Raw genomic sequence first — 15943 nt, forward strand, 5'->3', positions numbered from 1 at the left:
TCGCCCCGCGATAACATTCCTAACCCGAAATGCGCGTCCGGTGGCATGACTTATGATGACAGGAAATTGCGCTTCGTGAATCGGGCGGGCGGCACTATTCGATCAGGCCCCGATTGCCTTTTGCGTCGCTTTGGCTAAGACGGGCGCGACGTTTTCTCCAGATCAATCGAGGACATCGCAATGACCGCCATCATCGACATTGTCGGGCGTGAAATCCTGGACAGCCGTGGAAACCCGACCGTCGAGGTCGATGTTGTTCTCGAAGATGGTTCGATGGGCCGCGCCGCGGTGCCGTCGGGTGCCTCCACCGGCGCCCACGAAGCCGTCGAGCTTCGCGACGGCGGCGCCCGCTACCTTGGCAAGGGCGTGCTCAGGGCCGTCGAGGCGGTCAATGGCGAATTGTTCGAGGCGATCGGCGGCATGGAAGCCGAAAACCAGATCCATATCGATCAGACCATGATTGAGCTTGATGGCACGCCCAACAAGAGCCGGCTCGGCGCCAACGCCATCTTGGGCGTTTCGCTGGCGGTCGCGAAGGCCGCGGCCGATGCAGCCGGGCTGCCGCTCTACCGCTATGTCGGCGGCACCAAGGCGCATGTCCTGCCCGTGCCGATGATGAACATCATCAATGGTGGCGCGCATGCCGACAATCCGATCGACTTCCAGGAATTCATGATCCTGCCGGTCGGTGCGCCGACGCTGCGCGAAGGCGTGCGCTGGGGCTCGGAAATCTTCCACACGCTGCGCAAGAAGCTGAAGGATGCCGGCCACAACACCAATGTCGGCGACGAGGGCGGCTTCGCCCCGAACCTGAAGAGCGCGCCGGTGGCGCTCGACTTCATCATGGAATCGATCGAGAAGGCCGGATTCAAACCAGGTGAAGAGATCGCGCTCGGCCTCGATTGCGCCGCGACCGAGTTCTTCAAGGACGGCAACTATGTCTATGAGGGCGAGAAGAAGACGCGCGATCCCAAGGCGCAAGCCAAGTACCTCGCCAAGCTCGCGGCCGACTATCCGATCATCTCGATCGAGGATGGCCTTGCCGAGGACGATTGGGAAGGCTGGAAGTACCTGACCGACCTGATCGGCAAGAAGACGCAGCTCGTTGGTGACGATCTCTTCGTCACCAACACGGCGCGCCTGCGCGACGGCATCCGCATGGGCGTCGCCAACTCGATCCTGGTCAAGGTCAACCAGATCGGCTCGCTGACCGAGACGCTGGATGCGGTCGAGACCGCGCACAAGGCTGCCTACACTGCCGTCATGTCGCACCGTTCGGGCGAAACCGAGGATTCGACCATCGCCGATCTCGCCGTCGCCACCAATTGCGGGCAGATCAAGACCGGCTCGCTGTCGCGCTCCGACCGCATGGCCAAATACAACCAGCTGATCCGCATCGAGGAAGAACTCGGCAAGCAGGCGCATTATGCCGGCAAGTCCGTGATCAAGGGCTGATCCGGCCGCACATCGTTGATACGGAGAGGGCGGGACATCCCGCCCTTTTTCATTTCAGGCCGGTATGGCGGTCTCCCGTAACCGTCCGTTAAGCACAATCAGGCGAAAAAGACTTCGAGCCGTTTGAGTTCGCGGCACGGGGAATCGGTCATGTGGACGCGTCAGCATAAGCAGAGAAACACCGGCCGGCTGATCATTCCCTCGCTGTGCGTGCTGTTCCTGGCTTATTTCGGCTTCCATGCCTATCACGGTGAATTCGGCATCAATTCGAAATACAAGCTTGAGGCCGAGACGGTTGCGTTGCAGGGTCAGCTCGATGCGATCAAGGCACGCAGGATGGAACTCGAGCGGCGCGTCAAGCTCATGCATGACGGCACGCTGGAGAAGGACATGCTCGACGAGCAGGCGCGCAAGGCACTCAATCTGTCGCAGGCCGACGAGATCACCATCATGCTGCCGGCTCCGGCGAAGTAACCAATTTCAGGTTAATCACCAATATTTTCAATGATTTTAATTGCTTAGGCGCATGCCAGCTATGCAATTTCGACATGGCGGAACGCCTTTCTACGTGTTAGCCTCCCATAAATCGAAGGGGAGGGCGATCTCCCCGGAGCAGTTTGATCTTGCTCCAGTGTCCGCAAAGAGACGCCAACAGGGAGTGATGCATGGCCACCGCAGCCAGAAAGGCGCCTGCCAAATCGAAATCCGACGGCAAACCCGGTCTATCAGCACCCAAGCCTGTTGACTTCACCAAGGACGAAGAGCTTGCCGCCTACCGGCACATGCTGCTCATCCGCCGTTTCGAGGAGAAGGCCGGCCAGCTCTACGGCATGGGCTTCATTGGCGGTTTCTGTCACCTCTATATCGGCCAGGAAGCGGTCGTCACCGGCATGAAGATGGCGCTGATCGACGGCGATCAGATGATCACGGCCTATCGCGATCACGGCCACATGCTGGCGATGGAGCTGTCGCCGCGTGGCGTGATGGCCGAGCTGACCGGACGCCGCGGCGGCTTGTCCAGGGGCAAGGGCGGCTCCATGCACATGTTCTCCAAGGAGAAGCATTTCTATGGCGGTCACGGCATTGTCGGTGCGCAGGTGTCGCTTGGAACAGGTCTGGCCTTTGCCAACCGCTACCGCGACAACAACAATGTCTCGCTTACTTATTTCGGCGACGGCGCCGCCAACCAGGGCCAGGTCTACGAAAGCTTCAACATGGCCTCGCTGTGGAAGCTGCCGGTGATCTACATCATCGAGAACAACCGCTACGCCATGGGCACCTCGGTGTCGCGCTCTTCGGCGGAAACCAATTTTTCGCATCGTGGCGCGTCGTTCAAGATTCCGGGCATCCAGGTCGACGGCATGGATGTGCGTGCGGTGAAGGCGGCCGGCGATCTGGCTACCGATTGGTGCCGTGCCGGCAATGGGCCGATCATTCTCGAAATGCAGACTTATCGCTATCGCGGCCACTCGATGTCCGACCCGGCGAAATACCGCTCCAAGGAAGAAGTTCAGAAGATGCGCTCCGACCATGATCCGATCGAGCAGGTCAAGGCGCGGCTCATCGAGAAGAAGTGGGCGACCGAGGACGAACTCAAGACCGTCGACAAGGAGGTTCGCGACATCGTCGCCGATGCCGCCGAATTTGCCCAGCACGACGCGGAGCCGGATCCGTCCGAGCTCTGGACCGATATCGTATTGTAAGGGAGGGCCAGGACATGCCGATCGAAATTCTCATGCCCGCCCTCTCGCCGACCATGGAAGAGGGCAATCTTTCCAAGTGGTTGAAGAACGAGGGCGACAAGGTCGTCGCCGGCGACGTCATTGCCGAGATCGAAACCGACAAGGCGACTATGGAAGTCGAAGCCGTCGACGAAGGTACGCTGGGCAAGATCCTGATCGCTGCCGGCACCGAAGGCGTCAAGGTCAACACGCCGATCGCCGTTCTGCTGCAGGATGGCGAAAGTTCTGGCGACATCGACAAGGCCTCCAAGGCGGCTCCCGCCTCGACGCAAGACGCGGTGTCAACTGGTGGGCAGCGCGCCGACGCGGCCGAGGAAGGCTCGCAACGGGCGCCGCAGGATGCTGGAGAGGCGCCGAAAGCCTCCGTCCCCGCCGCCCCGGTGGTCAACCTCGCTGCCGATCCGGACATTCCTGCCGGCACCGAAATGGTCTCGACCACGGTGCGCGAGGCGCTGCGTGATGCCATGGCCGAGGAAATGCGCCGCGACGGCGATGTCTTCGTCATGGGTGAGGAAGTCGCCGAATACCAGGGCGCCTACAAGATCACACAGGGCTTGCTGCAGGAATTTGGGCCGCGGCGCGTCGTTGACACGCCGATTACCGAGCATGGTTTTGCCGGCGTTGGTGTCGGCGCGGCGATGGCTGGGCTGAAGCCGATTGTCGAGTTCATGACCTTCAACTTCGCCATGCAGGCGATTGACCAGATCATCAACTCCGCCGCCAAGACGCTTTATATGTCGGGCGGCCAGATGGGCGCGCCGATCGTGTTCCGCGGGCCAAATGGCGCGGCGGCCCGCGTCGCGGCGCAGCACTCGCAGTGCTATGCCGCCTGGTACAGCCACATTCCAGGCCTGAAGGTCGTTATGCCGTATACGGCCGCCGACGCCAAGGGCTTGCTCAAGGCAGCGATCCGCGATCCGAACCCGGTCATCTTCCTCGAGAATGAAATCCTCTACGGCCAGTCCTTCGACGTTCCGAAGCTGGACGACTTCGTGCTGCCGATCGGCAAGGCGCGCATCCACAAGGCAGGCAAGGATGTCACCATCGTCTCCTTCGGCATTGGCATGACCTATGCGGTCAAGGCTGAAGCCGAGCTGCGCGGCATGGGCATCGACGCCGAGATCATCGACCTCAGGACTATCCGTCCGCTCGATCTCGACACCGTCATCGCCTCGGTCAAGAAGACCAACCGGCTGGTCGTGGTCGAAGAAGGCTACCCGCAGAATTCGGTTGGCGACCACATCGCCAACCAGGTCTCGCAGCGCGCCTTCGATTTCCTCGACGCACCGGTCATCACCATTGCCGGCAAGGACGTGCCGATGCCTTATGCGGCGAACCTCGAAAAACTGGCTTTGCCGAATGTCGGCGAGGTCATCGAGGCCGTCAAAGCCGTCGCATATCGCTGAACCGGGTGGGAGGACAATATGCCAATCAACATCACCATGCCGGCGCTCTCGCCCACTATGGAAGAGGGCAATCTTTCCAAGTGGCTGGTCAAGGAGGGCGACAAGGTTTCGCCCGGCGACGTGATCGCCGAGATCGAAACCGACAAGGCGACGATGGAGGTCGAAGCCGTCGATGAGGGCACGGTTGCCAAGCTCGTCGTGCCGGCCGGAACCGAAGGGGTCAAGGTCAACGCGCTGATCGCGGTGCTTGCGGCGGAAGGCGAAGATGCCGGCGCCGCGGCGAAAAGCGGCGGCGCCACACCGGCGAAAGCCGAAGCTCCGAAAGCGGATGCGCCTAAAGCCGAAGCGCCGAATGCTGAAGCGCCAAAGGCCGAGGCCGAGGCCCCAAAGGCGCAGGCGGCTCCGGCCGCCAATGGCAACGCGGCTGGCGACCGCACCTTTGCATCGCCGCTTGCCCGCCGTATCGCCAAGGACGCCGGCGTCGACGTCTCTGCGGTCACCGGCACCGGCCCGCACGGCCGCGTGGTCAAGGCTGACGTAGATGCCGCGATTGCCGGTGGTGGCGCCAAGGCGGCACCGGCTGCCAAGGCTCCGGCCGGCGCGCCTGCCTCCGCCCCGGCGGCAAAGGCGATGTCGGACGAGCAGGTGCTGAAACTGTTCGAGGAAGGCTCCTACGAACTCGTTCCGCACGACAATATGCGCAAGACCATCGCGCGGCGCCTGGTCGAAGCAAAAACCACCATCCCGCATTTCTATCTGACGCTCGACTGCGAACTCGACGCGCTGCTGGCTTTACGCACTCAGCTCAATGCCGCGGCACCGGTGAAAAAGACCGACAAGGGTGAGGCTCCCGCCTACAAGCTGTCGGTCAACGATATGGTGATCAAGGCGATGGCGATGGCGCTGAAGGCGGTGCCGGATGCCAATGCCTCATGGACCGAGAGCGCCATGGTCAAGCACAGGCATGCCGATGTCGGCGTGGCCGTTTCGATCCCCGGTGGCCTGATCACGCCGATCATCCGGCATGCCGATGAAAAGACGCTGTCGGTCATCTCCAACGAGATGAAGGACCTGGCCAGCCGCGCCCGCAGCCGCAAGCTGAAGCCGGAAGAATATCAAGGCGGCACGACCGCCGTCTCCAATCTCGGCATGTTCGGCATCAAGGACTTTGCCGCCGTCATCAACCCGCCGCATGCGACGATCCTGGCGGTCGGCGCCGGCGAGGAGCGGGCGGTGGTCAGGAACGGTGAGATCAAGATCGCCACCGTGATGTCGGTGACGCTGTCAACCGACCATCGTGCGGTTGATGGCGCGCTGGGGGCCGAACTGCTGGTCGCCTTCAAGAAGCTGATCGAGAATCCGATGGGCATGCTGGTCTAGGAAAGGGAAAGGCTGTGCGGATATTCTTCACCAGCCTTTTCGCCTTTTTGATTTCCGGCTTGGCCGGCGGCCTTATCGCGCAATGGTTGGCTGTCGCCACCGGCGCCGAGGAAGAATACATCATCGTCTTCATGTTCTCGGTGCTGGTGACTTTTGTCGTCACCTTCATCTTCTTCGTTGCGCAATTGACGAACGATCCGGTCGCGGCCGTTGCCAGCGCAGGCAAGTGGACGCTGATTGCCTTTGTGGCGCTTCTCGTCCTGCTGGTCGCGCTGGTCCTCTACAGCGACAGCAGCGCCGCGGTGGTCAGGAAAGACATACCGATGGTTGCCGGTCTCGGTCTGCCGGGCCTGGTGACGATCGTCATCCATTGGTTGTTCGTACGCTGGCGCGTGAAGCGCGGCGTGGCCGACACAAAGGCAGGTTGAACGGATGAAGACGGTGCTTTGTTACGGCGACTCGCTGACCTGGGGCTACAATGCCGAGGGCGGCCGTCATGGGCTCGGGGATCGCTGGCCAAGCGTCCTGCAAGCAGGCCTCGGCGAAGGCGTTCAAGTCGTCGCGGAGGGGCTCAATGGCCGCACCACCGCCTTCGACGATCATCTGGCCGGAGCCGATCGCAACGGCGCGCGGCTGCTGCCGACAGTGTTGACGACGCATGCGCCGATCGACCTGATCGTCATCATGCTCGGTGCCAATGACATGAAGCCATGGATCCATGGCAACCCGGTTGCCGCCAAGCAAGGCATCCAGCGGCTGATCGATATCGTGCGTGGCCACGACTACCCGTTCGACTGGCCGGCGCCACAGATACTGATCGTTTCGCCGCCTCTTGTCAGCCGCACCGAAAATACCGACTTCAGGGAGATGTTCGCCGGCGGCGATGAGGCCTCGAAGCAGCTTGCGCCGCAATACGCCGCACTCGCCGACGAGGTCGGCTGCGGCTTCTTCGACGCTGGCACGGTGGCGCAAACAACACCTCTCGATGGCGTCCACCTCGATGCCGAGAATACGCGAAACATTGGCGAGGCGCTGACGCCGGTCGTGCGCGTCATGCTGGAATTGTGATTGAAGGAGAAACCCGTGGCTGAGAACTATGACGTCATCATCATCGGCTCCGGCCCCGGCGGCTATGTCACCGCGGTGCGTTCCGCCCAGCTCGGCTTCAAGACGGCGATCGTCGAGCGCGAGCATCTGGGCGGCATCTGTCTGAATTGGGGCTGTATTCCGACCAAGGCGCTGCTGCGGTCGGCCGAGATCATGCATTATTCCGATCATCTGAAGGATTACGGCCTGAAGCTCGATGGCGGCAAGATCAGTGCCGATACCGCCGCCGTCGTCGATCGGTCGCGAAAAGTGTCGCTCAGGCTCAACGGCGGCGTCGCCTTCCTGATGAAGAAGAACAAGGTCGACGTCATCTGGGGTGAGGCCAAGCTGACAAAACCAGGCGAGATCGTCGTCTCCAAGACGGCCAAGAAGCCGATGGAGCCGCAGCCTCCAGTGCCGAAAGGCGTCAAGGGCGAGGGCACCTACACCGCCAAGCACATCATCCTGGCGACCGGCGCCCGGCCACGCGCTCTGCCCGGCATAGAGCCGGACGGCAAGCTGATCTGGACCTATTTCGAAGCCATGGTGCCGAAGGAGATGCCGAAGTCGCTGCTGGTGATGGGCTCAGGCGCCATCGGCATCGAATTCGCCTCCTTCTATCGCACAATGGGCGCCGACGTCACGGTCGTCGAGCTGCTGCCGGCGGTGATGCCGGTCGAGGATGCAGAGGTCTCGAAATTCGCGCAAAAGCAGTTCGAGAAGCAAGGCATGAAGATCATCCTCGAGGCCAAGGTGACCAAAGTCGAGAAGGGGGCGAACTCGATTACCGCGCATGTCGAGATGAAGGACGGCAAGGTCGAGAAGATCACCGCCGACCGTATGATCTCGGCCGTTGGCGTCCAGGGCAATATCGAGAACCTCGGACTTGAAGCACTTGGTGTTAAGACCGAGCGCGGTTGCGTGGTCATCGACGGGTATGGCAAGACCAATGTGCCTGGCATCTACGCCATCGGCGATGTCGCCGGTCCGCCCATGCTTGCTCACAAGGCCGAGCACGAGGGCGTCGTGTGCGTCGAGAAGATCGCGAACTTCCCCGGTGTTCACGCTACGGACAAGCTCAAGATCCCTGGTTGCACCTACTGCAATCCGCAGGTCGCCTCGGTTGGACTGACGGAAGCAAAAGCCAAGGCCGAGGGCAAGGATATCCGCGTCGGCCGCTTCCAGTTCGGGGCCAACGGCAAGGCCATCGCGCTTGGCGAAGACCAAGGCTTCATCAAGACCATCTTCGACAAGATGACCGGTCAGTTGCTCGGCGCACATATGGTCGGCGCCGAAGTTACGGAACTGATCCAGGGTTTTGTCGTGGCGATGAACCTCGAAACCACCGAGGAAGAGCTGATGCACACCATCTTCCCGCATCCGACGCTGTCCGAGATGATGAAGGAAAGCGTGCTCGACGCCTATGGCCGCGCCTTGAACGCATGATAGATTCCCCGCAGGAGACTCAGCTGTCAAAGCGGTGGGATCTCGACGGCGAGGCAGTTCGTTTCCGAATGCATTTTTACTGGCGCAAGGAGAAGGCATATGCACTTGAACGGCGTGGGCTGGATCGCAGCAATCATTATCGGCGGCCTGGCAGGCTGGTTGGCCGAAATGGTCATGAAGAGCAACACCGGCATATTCATGAACATTATCATGGGCATCGTTGGCGCGGTGGTGCTGAACGCAGTCTTGCAGGCGCTCAACATCGGCGTGTTCGGCGTCGGCTGGACCGCCTATCTGATCACCGGCTTCATCGGTGCCTGCCTGCTGATCTGGGTAGGTCGCCTGTTGCGCCGTTAGTCGATATCGTTTTCGGCTATGCGAAAACGGTTGTAGCGGCATGCGCCGCTGCAGCCTTTTTCTTTGTCCCGAAAAGTCCTAGATGACGTTAAGGTGACGATCGCCGACGGGCGGTCGCAAGAAAGGCCAGGGTTCAGATGGTCACTGTCCTCGACACGATCGCCAACGCGCCGCGGCTGCGGCATCCCGAGAAGGCCCACAAGCCCGACCAGGAGGTATTGCGCAAGCCGGACTGGATCCGCGTCAAGGCGCCGGTGTCGAAGGGATATGCCGAGACACGGGAGATCGTGAAATCGCACAAGCTGGTGACGGTATGCGAAGAGGCCGGTTGCCCGAACATCGGTGAGTGCTGGGAAAAGAAGCACGCCACCTTCATGATCATGGGCGAGATATGCACGCGCGCCTGCGCCTTCTGCAATGTCGCCACTGGCATCCCGACCGCACTCGACTCCGACGAGCCCGCGCGTGTCGCGCATGCCGTCAAGCAAATGGGCCTCAGCCACGTCGTCATCACCTCCGTTGACCGCGACGATCTCGACGATGGCGGTGCGCAGCACTTCGCCGATGTCATCCGTGCGATCCAGGCGGCAACGCCTCTGACGACGATCGAAATCCTGACGCCCGATTTCCTGCGCAAGGAAGGCGCACTGGAGATCGTCGTGGCGGCCCGGCCCGACGTCTTCAACCACAACCTCGAAACCGTGCCGTCGAATTATCTTAAGGTCCGGCCGGGCGCCCGCTATTTCCACTCGATCCGGCTGCTGCAGCGGGTCAAGGAACTCGATCCGTCGATTTTCACCAAGTCCGGCATCATGGTCGGCCTTGGCGAGGAGCGGAACGAAATCCTGCAATTAATGGACGATCTGCGTTCGGCCAATGTCGACTTCATGACCATCGGCCAATACCTGCAGCCGTCGAAGAAGCACCACCCGGTGATCCGCTTCGTCACGCCGGAGGAATTCAAGTCCTTCGAGACGATCGGCAGGACAAAGGGTTTCCTGCTGGTGGCATCGAGCCCGCTGACACGCTCTTCGCACCATGCCGGCGACGATTTCGCCCGGCTGCGCGCCGCGCGCGAAGCGCAGCTCCAGAAATTGGTCTAACGCCGGTTTCATGCCGAAATTCGAAGCCACCCGCCGCGTCGCCCACACGCCTGAGCAGATGTTCGCGCTGGTCGCCGACATCGAAACTTACCCGCAATTCCTGCCGCTTTGCGAAGCGTTGACGGTCCGCTCGCGCAAGGAGCGTGACGGCCGCACCATCCTCGTGGCCGACATGAGCATCGGCTATAAGGCGATCCGGGAGACTTTCACGACGCAGGTGCTGCTCAAGCCCGACGAACATGCCATCGACGTGAAGTATATTGACGGCCCGTTCAAATATCTGAGCAATGTCTGGCGGTTCGAGCCGGATGGTGCCGGTTGTGCCGTGCGCTTCTTCATCGACTATGAATTCAAGAGCCGCATCCTGGGTGCGCTGATGGGCACGATGTTCGATCGTGCCTTCCGCATGTTCGCCGAGGCTTTCGAAAAGCGCGCCGACATCATCTACGGCAAGAAACCGGCGGCCTGACTCTCGCCAAGCGCCTGCAAGCCTATCTCAAGTGCATGATGGACGGTTTCCCGGCGGATGAAGTCACGGCCATTGTCGGCAAACAGCTTGTGTTCAGCCGTCACGGGTCGGCCGTCCACCGCGACGCCAAACCAGACCAGCCCGACCGGCTTTTCCCTGGAACCGCCACCCGGACCGGCAATGCCGGTGACGGCCAGCGCCAGCCCGGCACGCGAACGGGCGAGCGCTCCGGCGGCCATCTCGATGGCTGTCTCGCCCGAGACCGCACCATGCACCTCGAGCGTGGCGGCGCGAACGCCGAGCATGTCCATCTTGGCTTCATTGGAATAGGTGATGAAGCCGCGATCGACCACGGCGGAAGAACCGGCAATGTCGGTCAGCGCGGCGATGATCATCCCGCCGGTACAGCTTTCCGCGGTCGCCAGCATGATGCCGCGCTGCCGGCACGCCTCAAACAGGGCGATTGCCAGTTCGCTGTTGGTCATTCCGGAACCTCGCCTGGAAACACCACGCTGGCGGTGGCGATCGCCGCGATACCTTCCTCGCGACCGACAAAGCCGAGCTTCTCGTTGGTTGTCGCCTTGACCGAGATGCGGTCGGCGGAAATCCCCAGCATTAGGGAAAGGACTGATGTCATCACCTCGCGGTGCGGGCCGACGCGCGGCGCCTCGCAGATCAGCGTGATATCGGCATTGGCGATGCGTCCGCCGCGCTCGCGCACCAGTCTTGCGGCATGTTCGACGAATATCCGCGATGCAGCGCCTTTCCACTGCGGATCGGATGGAGGAAAGTGCGTGCCGATGTCGCCGGCCCCGCAGGTCGCCAGCAGCGCGTCGGTCAGGGCGTGCAGGCCGACATCCGCGTCGGAATGACCCGAAAGTTTCCTGTCATGCGGGATGGCGACGCCACAAAGCGTAACATGGTCGCCGGGCTCGAAGGCGTGGACATCGTAGCCATTGCCGGTGCGGATATCGGGAAAGTGTGTCCGCTCGCTGGAAAGTCGCTGGTGCGCCATGGCGATGTCCCGTGCCCATGTGAGTTTGACATTGTCGGGCGATCCCGGAACGAGCTTTACCGGCATTTGCATCCATTCGGCGATCGACGCGTCGTCGGTAAAGTCGGATTTGCCGCTGTTATAGGCTTGCTCATGCATCGTCATGATCGCGAGGAAGGGAAAGCCTTGCGGTGTTTGCGCCGCGTGCAGCCCGCTCCGTGGCACCGTTTCGCCGACCATGCCGGTCGCCGATTCGCGTTTCAGCGTATCGGCGACCGGCAGGGCGGGAAGAGCGCCTTCACGTTCGCCGATGGCCGCGATGGTGCGGTCGATCAGATCCATGTCGACAAAGGGGCGCGCGGCGTCGTGGATGAGGACCTTGTCCGGCGCGTAGCTTCTCAGCGCCTGCAGCCCGAGCCGAACCGAATCCTGCCTGGTCGCGCCTCCGGCAATTGCCGTTACCCGATCCGCATCGGTTCCGACCGCTTGCTGAAAAAGCTCGCGGTCCTCTGCATGGATCGCCACGACAATCCGGCCGATGAGTGGGTGCGCCAGAAAAATGTCTATCACACGAGCGATAACGGCGCGTCCGCCAATTCGTTGATATTGCTTCGGACCATCGGTTTGTCCGGCGCGCGCGCCGCGGCCGGCCGCGACGATAACCACCGCGACTTTGCCACCCGGATCCGGAGCCTGATTTTCGGTTGCGCCAGTCATGCAGTCCGGTCCTAGTCGCGGCCAAGGCCGAAGGCCAGCATTTTCCCAATTGCGCCTTAATGTGGCGTCATTCCGCGTTGCACATTTCTCTCGATCTGGCTAGAGAATGTGCAACGAATGGACGTGCTTGGTTTTTGTGCATGGTTAACTTGACCGGATTGGCCCAGTCTCTCGACGTCGGCGACGTCAGAATACGCAACCGCGTCTTCCTCGCGCCAATGTCGGGGATCACGGACGAGGCGTTCAGGCAGCGCGCCCATGGGCATGGCGCAGGCCTGGTCGTGTCCGAAATGGTGGCCAGCGGCGAACTCGCCAAGGGCAGGGCGGGTTGTGGCCTGCGGATACGCCATTCCGGACTGCCCGTCCATATGGTGCAGCTTGCCGGGCGCGAGGCCATGCATATGGCCGAAGGCGCGCGGATCGCCGCCGGCGAGGGCGCCGACATCATCGACATCAACATGGGCTGCCCGGCCAAGAAGGTTACCGGTGGCTATGCCGGTTCGGCATTGATGCTGGATCTCGATCACGCGCTCTCGCTGATCGAGGCCGTGGTAGGCGCGGTCAAGGTGCCGGTGACGGTCAAGATGCGGCTGGGTTGGGACGAAGGCGCGCTCAACGCTCCTGTCCTGGCGCGCCGGGCCGAGCAGGCGGGCGTCAGGATGGTCACGGTCCATGGCCGCACACGCTGCCAGTTCTACCAGGGCAAGGCGGACTGGCGCGCCATCGCTCGCGTCAAGGAGGCTGTTTCCATTCCGGTCGTCGCCAATGGCGATGTCTGCTCCCCAAGCGAGGCAGCTGCCGTTCTCGAACAGTCCGGCGCCGACGCGTTGATGGTCGGTCGCGCCCATTATGGCGCGCCGTGGGTCGCCGGCGGCATCGCTGCGGCTGCCGGCGGGACATTTTCGCCCGGCATTCCCGAGACCGCGCAAGAGCTTACCGATTATGTCGTCGCCCACTACGAGGACATGCTGGCGCTTTACGGCTTCGAGAGCGGCCTGCGCCAGGCGCGCAAGCATCTGGGCTGGTATCTCGACCGACATGCCGGGGGTGTCGCTGGCGAGAGTAGGAAAGCGATATTGACCGCGTCCGAACCGGCCCGCGTCATTGCCTTGCTGCGTGACGTGTTTTCGCGCGATCCGCAAACCTTGAACCTGCGGAGCGCCGCATGACCGCAACCCCTGGCCAAGGCGTTGAAATGGCGGATGCTGCCCAGATCGTGCTAAACACGATCCGCCGCCCGGTGATCATGATCAGCGAGGAAGGCTTCGTCACCTTCGCCAATGCCGATGCCGAGGACTTCTTTCGCTCCAGCGCGACCATGCTGGCGCGCAACACCCTGTCCAAGCTCATACCCTTCGGCAGTCCGCTGCTGACACTGGTCGACCAGGTGCGCGAGCGCCGCGCGCCCGTCAACGAATATCGGGTCGACGTTTCGTCGCCGCGCCTCGGCATCGAAAAGGTCGTCGATCTCTATGTCGCGCCGGTACCGGAGTTTCCGGGCTCCGTCGTGGTCATGTTCCAGGAGCGGTCGATGGCCGACAAGATCGACCGGCAGATGACGCATCGCGGCGCGGCGCGCTCGGTGACCGGTCTGGCGGCGATGCTGGCGCATGAGATCAAGAACCCGCTCTCCGGTATCAGGGGGGCGGCTCAGCTGCTCGAGCTGTCCGCTTCCGATGAGGATCGCGCGCTGACGCGGCTGATCACCGATGAGACGGACCGTATCGTGTCGCTGGTCGACCGCATGGAGGTGTTTTCCGACGAGCGCCCGATCGATCGCTATCCCGTTAACATCCATGTGGTGCTCGATCATGTGAAAGCGATCGCAAAGAACGGCTTCGCTAGGAAAATCAAGATTTTGGAGGATTATGATCCGTCATTGCCTCCGGTATTTGCCAATCGCGACCAGCTGATCCAGGTGTTCCTCAACCTGATCAAGAACGCCGCCGAGGCAATCGGCAGCGACCCCCAGGGCGAGATCGTGCTGTCCACCGCCTTCCGGCCTGGTATTCGCGTTTCGGTTCCGGGGACGCAGGACCGCGTGTCGCTGCCGCTGGAGTTCTGCGTGCGCGACAATGGTTCCGGCGTGTCGGAGGATATCCTGCCGATCCTGTTCGATCCCTTCATCACCACCAAGCCGAACGGCTCGGGGCTCGGGCTGGCGCTGGTCGCCAAGATCGTCGGTGAACATGGCGGCATCATCGAATGCGATTCGACGCCGCGCGCGACAACATTCCGGGTCCTGATGCCGGCCTGGAAGGAAACGGCGCTTGGCGCTGATCAAGACGGTGAAGGAGACCGCAAATGACCGTTCGCGGCAATATTCTGGTCGCCGACGACGATGCTGCGATCCGCACCGTTCTCAATCAGGCCCTGTCGCGTGTCGGTCACGAGGTGCGCGTCACCTCCAACGCGTCGACCCTGTGGCGCTGGGTCGCGGCCGGCGAGGGTGATCTCGTCATCACCGACGTCGTGATGCCGGACGAGAACGCTTTCGACATGCTGCCGCGCATCAAGAAGGCGCGGCCGGAACTGCCTGTCATCGTCATGAGCGCCCAGAATACCTTCATGACGGCGATCCGCGCTTCCGAAACGGGCGCCTATGAATATCTGCCGAAGCCTTTCGATCTGACCGAACTCCTCAACATCGTCAACCGCGCTCTGTCCGAGCCCCGGCGGCCGAAGATCGATGCCAGGCAAGAAGAGCCGCCCGAAACGATGCCGCTGGTCGGCCGTTCGGCGGCCATGCAGGACATCTACCGCATGCTGGCGCGCATGATGCAGACCGACCTGACGGTGATGATTTCGGGCGAATCGGGCACCGGCAAGGAACTGGTGGCACGAGCGCTGCATGAATATGGGCGCCGTCGTGGCGGTCCGTTCGTTGCCATCAACATGGCGGCTATCCCGCGCGACCTTATTGAATCGGAACTGTTCGGTCACGAGAAGGGCGCCTTCACCGGCGCGCAGAGCCGCTCGACTGGCCGTTTCGAGCAGGCGGAGGGCGGCACGCTGTTCCTTGACGAGATCGGCGACATGCCGATGGAGGCGCAGACGCGCTTGCTGCGCGTCCTGCAGCAGGGCGAGTACACGACTGTCGGCGGCCGCACGCCGATCAAGACCGATGTGCGCATTGTCGCCGCCACCAACAAGGACCTGCGTACGCTGATCAACCAGGGCCTCTTCCGCGAGGATCTTTTCTACCGTCTCAATGTCGTGCCGCTCAGGTTGCCGGCCTTGCGCGAACGCTCCGAGGATGTGCCCGATCTGGTGCGCCATTTCTTCAAGCTCGGCGAAATGGAGGGGCTGCAGACCAAGCGCATCTCTTCCGGCGGCATCGAACTGATGAAGCGCTATCCCTGGCCAGGCAATGTGCGCGAGCTGGAAAACCTGGTCCGCAGGCTCGCCGCGCTTTATTCGCAGGACGAGATTTCCGCCGAGATCATCGAGACGGAGCTCAAGACAGGCGAACGCCCCGTGGTACCGGGTGGCGGCAACCTCATTCCCGACGATCTTTCCATCGGGCAGGCGGTGGAGCACTTCCTGCAGCGCTATTTCGCCTCCTTTGCGGGCGAATTGCCGCCTGCCGGTCTGTACGAGCGTATCCTGTCCGAAGTCGAATATCCGTTGGTGCTGGCTTCGATGACGGCAACCCGCGGCAACCAGATCAAGGCCGCGGAGCTCCTGGGACTCAATCGCAACACCCTGCGCAAGAAGATTCGCGAATTAGGCGTCAACGTTTACAAGTCCTCCCGCCAGACCTGAGCCCGCGCTGCATACAGGATCTT

General features: G+C 62.0%; 16 protein-coding genes. 14 read left to right on the forward strand and 2 right to left on the reverse strand.

Annotated features, from left to right (window positions below):
- Nucleotides 1–180 precede the first annotated feature (180 nt).
- The 11 genes from eno to LB524_RS24200 all read left to right on the forward strand — a co-directional run bounded on the left by eno (nucleotide 181) and on the right by LB524_RS24200 (nucleotide 10444).
- Nucleotides 181–1455, forward strand: coding sequence for a phosphopyruvate hydratase (gene eno, locus LB524_RS24150; RefSeq protein ID WP_015317936.1), 1275 nt, complete (start codon nucleotides 181–183; stop codon nucleotides 1453–1455).
- 150 nt (nucleotides 1456–1605) lie between these two features.
- The gene (locus LB524_RS24155) at nucleotides 1606–1929 is read left to right on the forward strand and encodes an FtsB family cell division protein (RefSeq protein ID WP_140619588.1); all 324 of its coding nucleotides are present in this window, start codon (nucleotides 1606–1608) and stop codon (nucleotides 1927–1929) included.
- Between the two features lie 191 nt (nucleotides 1930–2120).
- Nucleotides 2121–3158: a pyruvate dehydrogenase (acetyl-transferring) E1 component subunit alpha gene (gene pdhA / locus LB524_RS24160; RefSeq protein WP_224530763.1), complete on the forward strand. Its 1038-nt coding sequence runs from the start codon at nucleotides 2121–2123 to the stop codon at nucleotides 3156–3158.
- Nucleotides 3159–3172: 14 nt separating this feature from the next.
- Nucleotides 3173–4603 (forward strand): pyruvate dehydrogenase complex E1 component subunit beta, encoded by a 1431-nt coding sequence (locus LB524_RS24165; RefSeq protein ID WP_015317933.1) that lies wholly within the window; start codon nucleotides 3173–3175, stop codon nucleotides 4601–4603.
- 18 nt (nucleotides 4604–4621) lie between these two features.
- Entirely contained in the window at nucleotides 4622–5983 is a 1362-nt protein-coding gene (locus LB524_RS24170; RefSeq protein ID WP_224530765.1) for a pyruvate dehydrogenase complex dihydrolipoamide acetyltransferase, read from the forward strand.
- Between the two features lie 14 nt (nucleotides 5984–5997).
- Entirely contained in the window at nucleotides 5998–6411 is a 414-nt protein-coding gene (locus tag LB524_RS24175) for a hypothetical protein (protein ID WP_015317931.1), read from the forward strand.
- Between the two features lie 4 nt (nucleotides 6412–6415).
- A complete protein-coding gene (locus tag LB524_RS24180; RefSeq protein WP_224530767.1) occupies nucleotides 6416–7051 on the forward strand; it encodes an SGNH/GDSL hydrolase family protein in 636 nt (211 codons plus the stop codon).
- Between the two features lie 15 nt (nucleotides 7052–7066).
- On the forward strand, nucleotides 7067–8515 hold the full coding sequence (gene lpdA, locus LB524_RS24185; protein WP_224530772.1) for a dihydrolipoyl dehydrogenase: 1449 nt from the start codon (nucleotides 7067–7069) through the stop codon (nucleotides 8513–8515).
- Nucleotides 8516–8614: 99 nt separating this feature from the next.
- Nucleotides 8615–8872: a GlsB/YeaQ/YmgE family stress response membrane protein gene (locus tag LB524_RS24190; protein ID WP_015317928.1), complete on the forward strand. Its 258-nt coding sequence runs from the start codon at nucleotides 8615–8617 to the stop codon at nucleotides 8870–8872.
- Nucleotides 8873–9009: 137 nt separating this feature from the next.
- Nucleotides 9010–9975: a lipoyl synthase gene (lipA, locus tag LB524_RS24195; protein WP_224530775.1), complete on the forward strand. Its 966-nt coding sequence runs from the start codon at nucleotides 9010–9012 to the stop codon at nucleotides 9973–9975.
- Between the two features lie 10 nt (nucleotides 9976–9985).
- Complete coding sequence (locus LB524_RS24200) at nucleotides 9986–10444, forward strand: type II toxin-antitoxin system RatA family toxin (protein ID WP_023773674.1); 459 nt, start codon at nucleotides 9986–9988, stop codon at nucleotides 10442–10444.
- Here LB524_RS24200 and LB524_RS24205 read toward each other — a convergent pair.
- Together LB524_RS24205 and LB524_RS24210 are read right to left on the reverse strand one after the other, a co-directional pair.
- Nucleotides 10420–10929: a CinA family protein gene (locus tag LB524_RS24205; protein WP_140824396.1), complete on the reverse strand. Its 510-nt coding sequence runs from the start codon at nucleotides 10927–10929 to the stop codon at nucleotides 10420–10422. The two genes, LB524_RS24200 and LB524_RS24205, sit on opposite strands and share 25 nt — an antisense overlap.
- Nucleotides 10926–12155, reverse strand: a complete 1230-nt coding sequence (locus tag LB524_RS24210; RefSeq protein WP_140824397.1) for a bifunctional 2-C-methyl-D-erythritol 4-phosphate cytidylyltransferase/2-C-methyl-D-erythritol 2,4-cyclodiphosphate synthase — start codon at nucleotides 12153–12155, stop codon at nucleotides 10926–10928. The genes LB524_RS24205 and LB524_RS24210 overlap by 4 nt, the downstream gene beginning before the upstream one ends.
- Nucleotides 12156–12295: 140 nt before the next feature.
- On the opposite strand from LB524_RS24210, the gene dusB reads away from it, so the two are divergent.
- Genes dusB through ntrC form a run of 3 tightly spaced genes read left to right on the forward strand, consistent with a single transcriptional unit; the run spans nucleotide 12296 to nucleotide 15920 of the window.
- Nucleotides 12296–13324, forward strand: a complete 1029-nt coding sequence (gene dusB / locus LB524_RS24215) for a tRNA dihydrouridine synthase DusB (RefSeq protein WP_224530778.1) — start codon at nucleotides 12296–12298, stop codon at nucleotides 13322–13324.
- Nucleotides 13321–14463, forward strand: coding sequence for a two-component system sensor histidine kinase NtrB (locus LB524_RS24220; protein WP_224530781.1), 1143 nt, complete (start codon nucleotides 13321–13323; stop codon nucleotides 14461–14463). Before dusB ends, LB524_RS24220 begins: the two co-directional genes overlap by 4 nt.
- Nucleotides 14460–15920 (forward strand): nitrogen regulation protein NR(I), encoded by a 1461-nt coding sequence (ntrC, locus tag LB524_RS24225; RefSeq protein WP_023783973.1) that lies wholly within the window; start codon nucleotides 14460–14462, stop codon nucleotides 15918–15920. Before LB524_RS24220 ends, ntrC begins: the two co-directional genes overlap by 4 nt.
- Nucleotides 15921–15943 lie beyond the last annotated feature (23 nt).

It is taken from the genome of Mesorhizobium sp. ESP6-5 (genome assembly GCF_020164695.1).
Lineage (GTDB): Bacteria > Pseudomonadota > Alphaproteobacteria > Rhizobiales > Rhizobiaceae > Mesorhizobium > Mesorhizobium australicum.

Bases quoted from the DNA above. Each gene is read 5' to 3' on its own strand.
- ntrC (WP_023783973.1), top strand. From the start codon at position 14,460: ATGACCGTTCGCGGCAATATTCTGGTCGCCGACGACGATGCTGCGATC.
- LB524_RS24200 (WP_023773674.1), top strand. From the start codon at position 9,986: ATGCCGAAATTCGAAGCCACCCGCCGCGTCGCCCACACGCCTGAGCAG.
- dusB (WP_224530778.1), top strand. From the start codon at position 12,296: ATGGTTAACTTGACCGGATTGGCCCAGTCTCTCGACGTCGGCGACGTC.
- pdhA (WP_224530763.1), top strand. From the start codon at position 2,121: ATGGCCACCGCAGCCAGAAAGGCGCCTGCCAAATCGAAATCCGACGGC.
- LB524_RS24155 (WP_140619588.1), top strand. From the start codon at position 1,606: ATGTGGACGCGTCAGCATAAGCAGAGAAACACCGGCCGGCTGATCATT.
- LB524_RS24180 (WP_224530767.1), top strand. From the start codon at position 6,416: ATGAAGACGGTGCTTTGTTACGGCGACTCGCTGACCTGGGGCTACAAT.
- LB524_RS24170 (WP_224530765.1), top strand. From the start codon at position 4,622: ATGCCAATCAACATCACCATGCCGGCGCTCTCGCCCACTATGGAAGAG.
- LB524_RS24165 (WP_015317933.1), top strand. From the start codon at position 3,173: ATGCCGATCGAAATTCTCATGCCCGCCCTCTCGCCGACCATGGAAGAG.
- LB524_RS24205 (WP_140824396.1), bottom strand. From the start codon at position 10,929: ATGACCAACAGCGAACTGGCAATCGCCCTGTTTGAGGCGTGCCGGCAG.
- LB524_RS24210 (WP_140824397.1), bottom strand. From the start codon at position 12,155: ATGACTGGCGCAACCGAAAATCAGGCTCCGGATCCGGGTGGCAAAGTC.
- LB524_RS24220 (WP_224530781.1), top strand. From the start codon at position 13,321: ATGACCGCAACCCCTGGCCAAGGCGTTGAAATGGCGGATGCTGCCCAG.
- eno (WP_015317936.1), top strand. From the start codon at position 181: ATGACCGCCATCATCGACATTGTCGGGCGTGAAATCCTGGACAGCCGT.
- lipA (WP_224530775.1), top strand. From the start codon at position 9,010: ATGGTCACTGTCCTCGACACGATCGCCAACGCGCCGCGGCTGCGGCAT.
- LB524_RS24190 (WP_015317928.1), top strand. From the start codon at position 8,615: ATGCACTTGAACGGCGTGGGCTGGATCGCAGCAATCATTATCGGCGGC.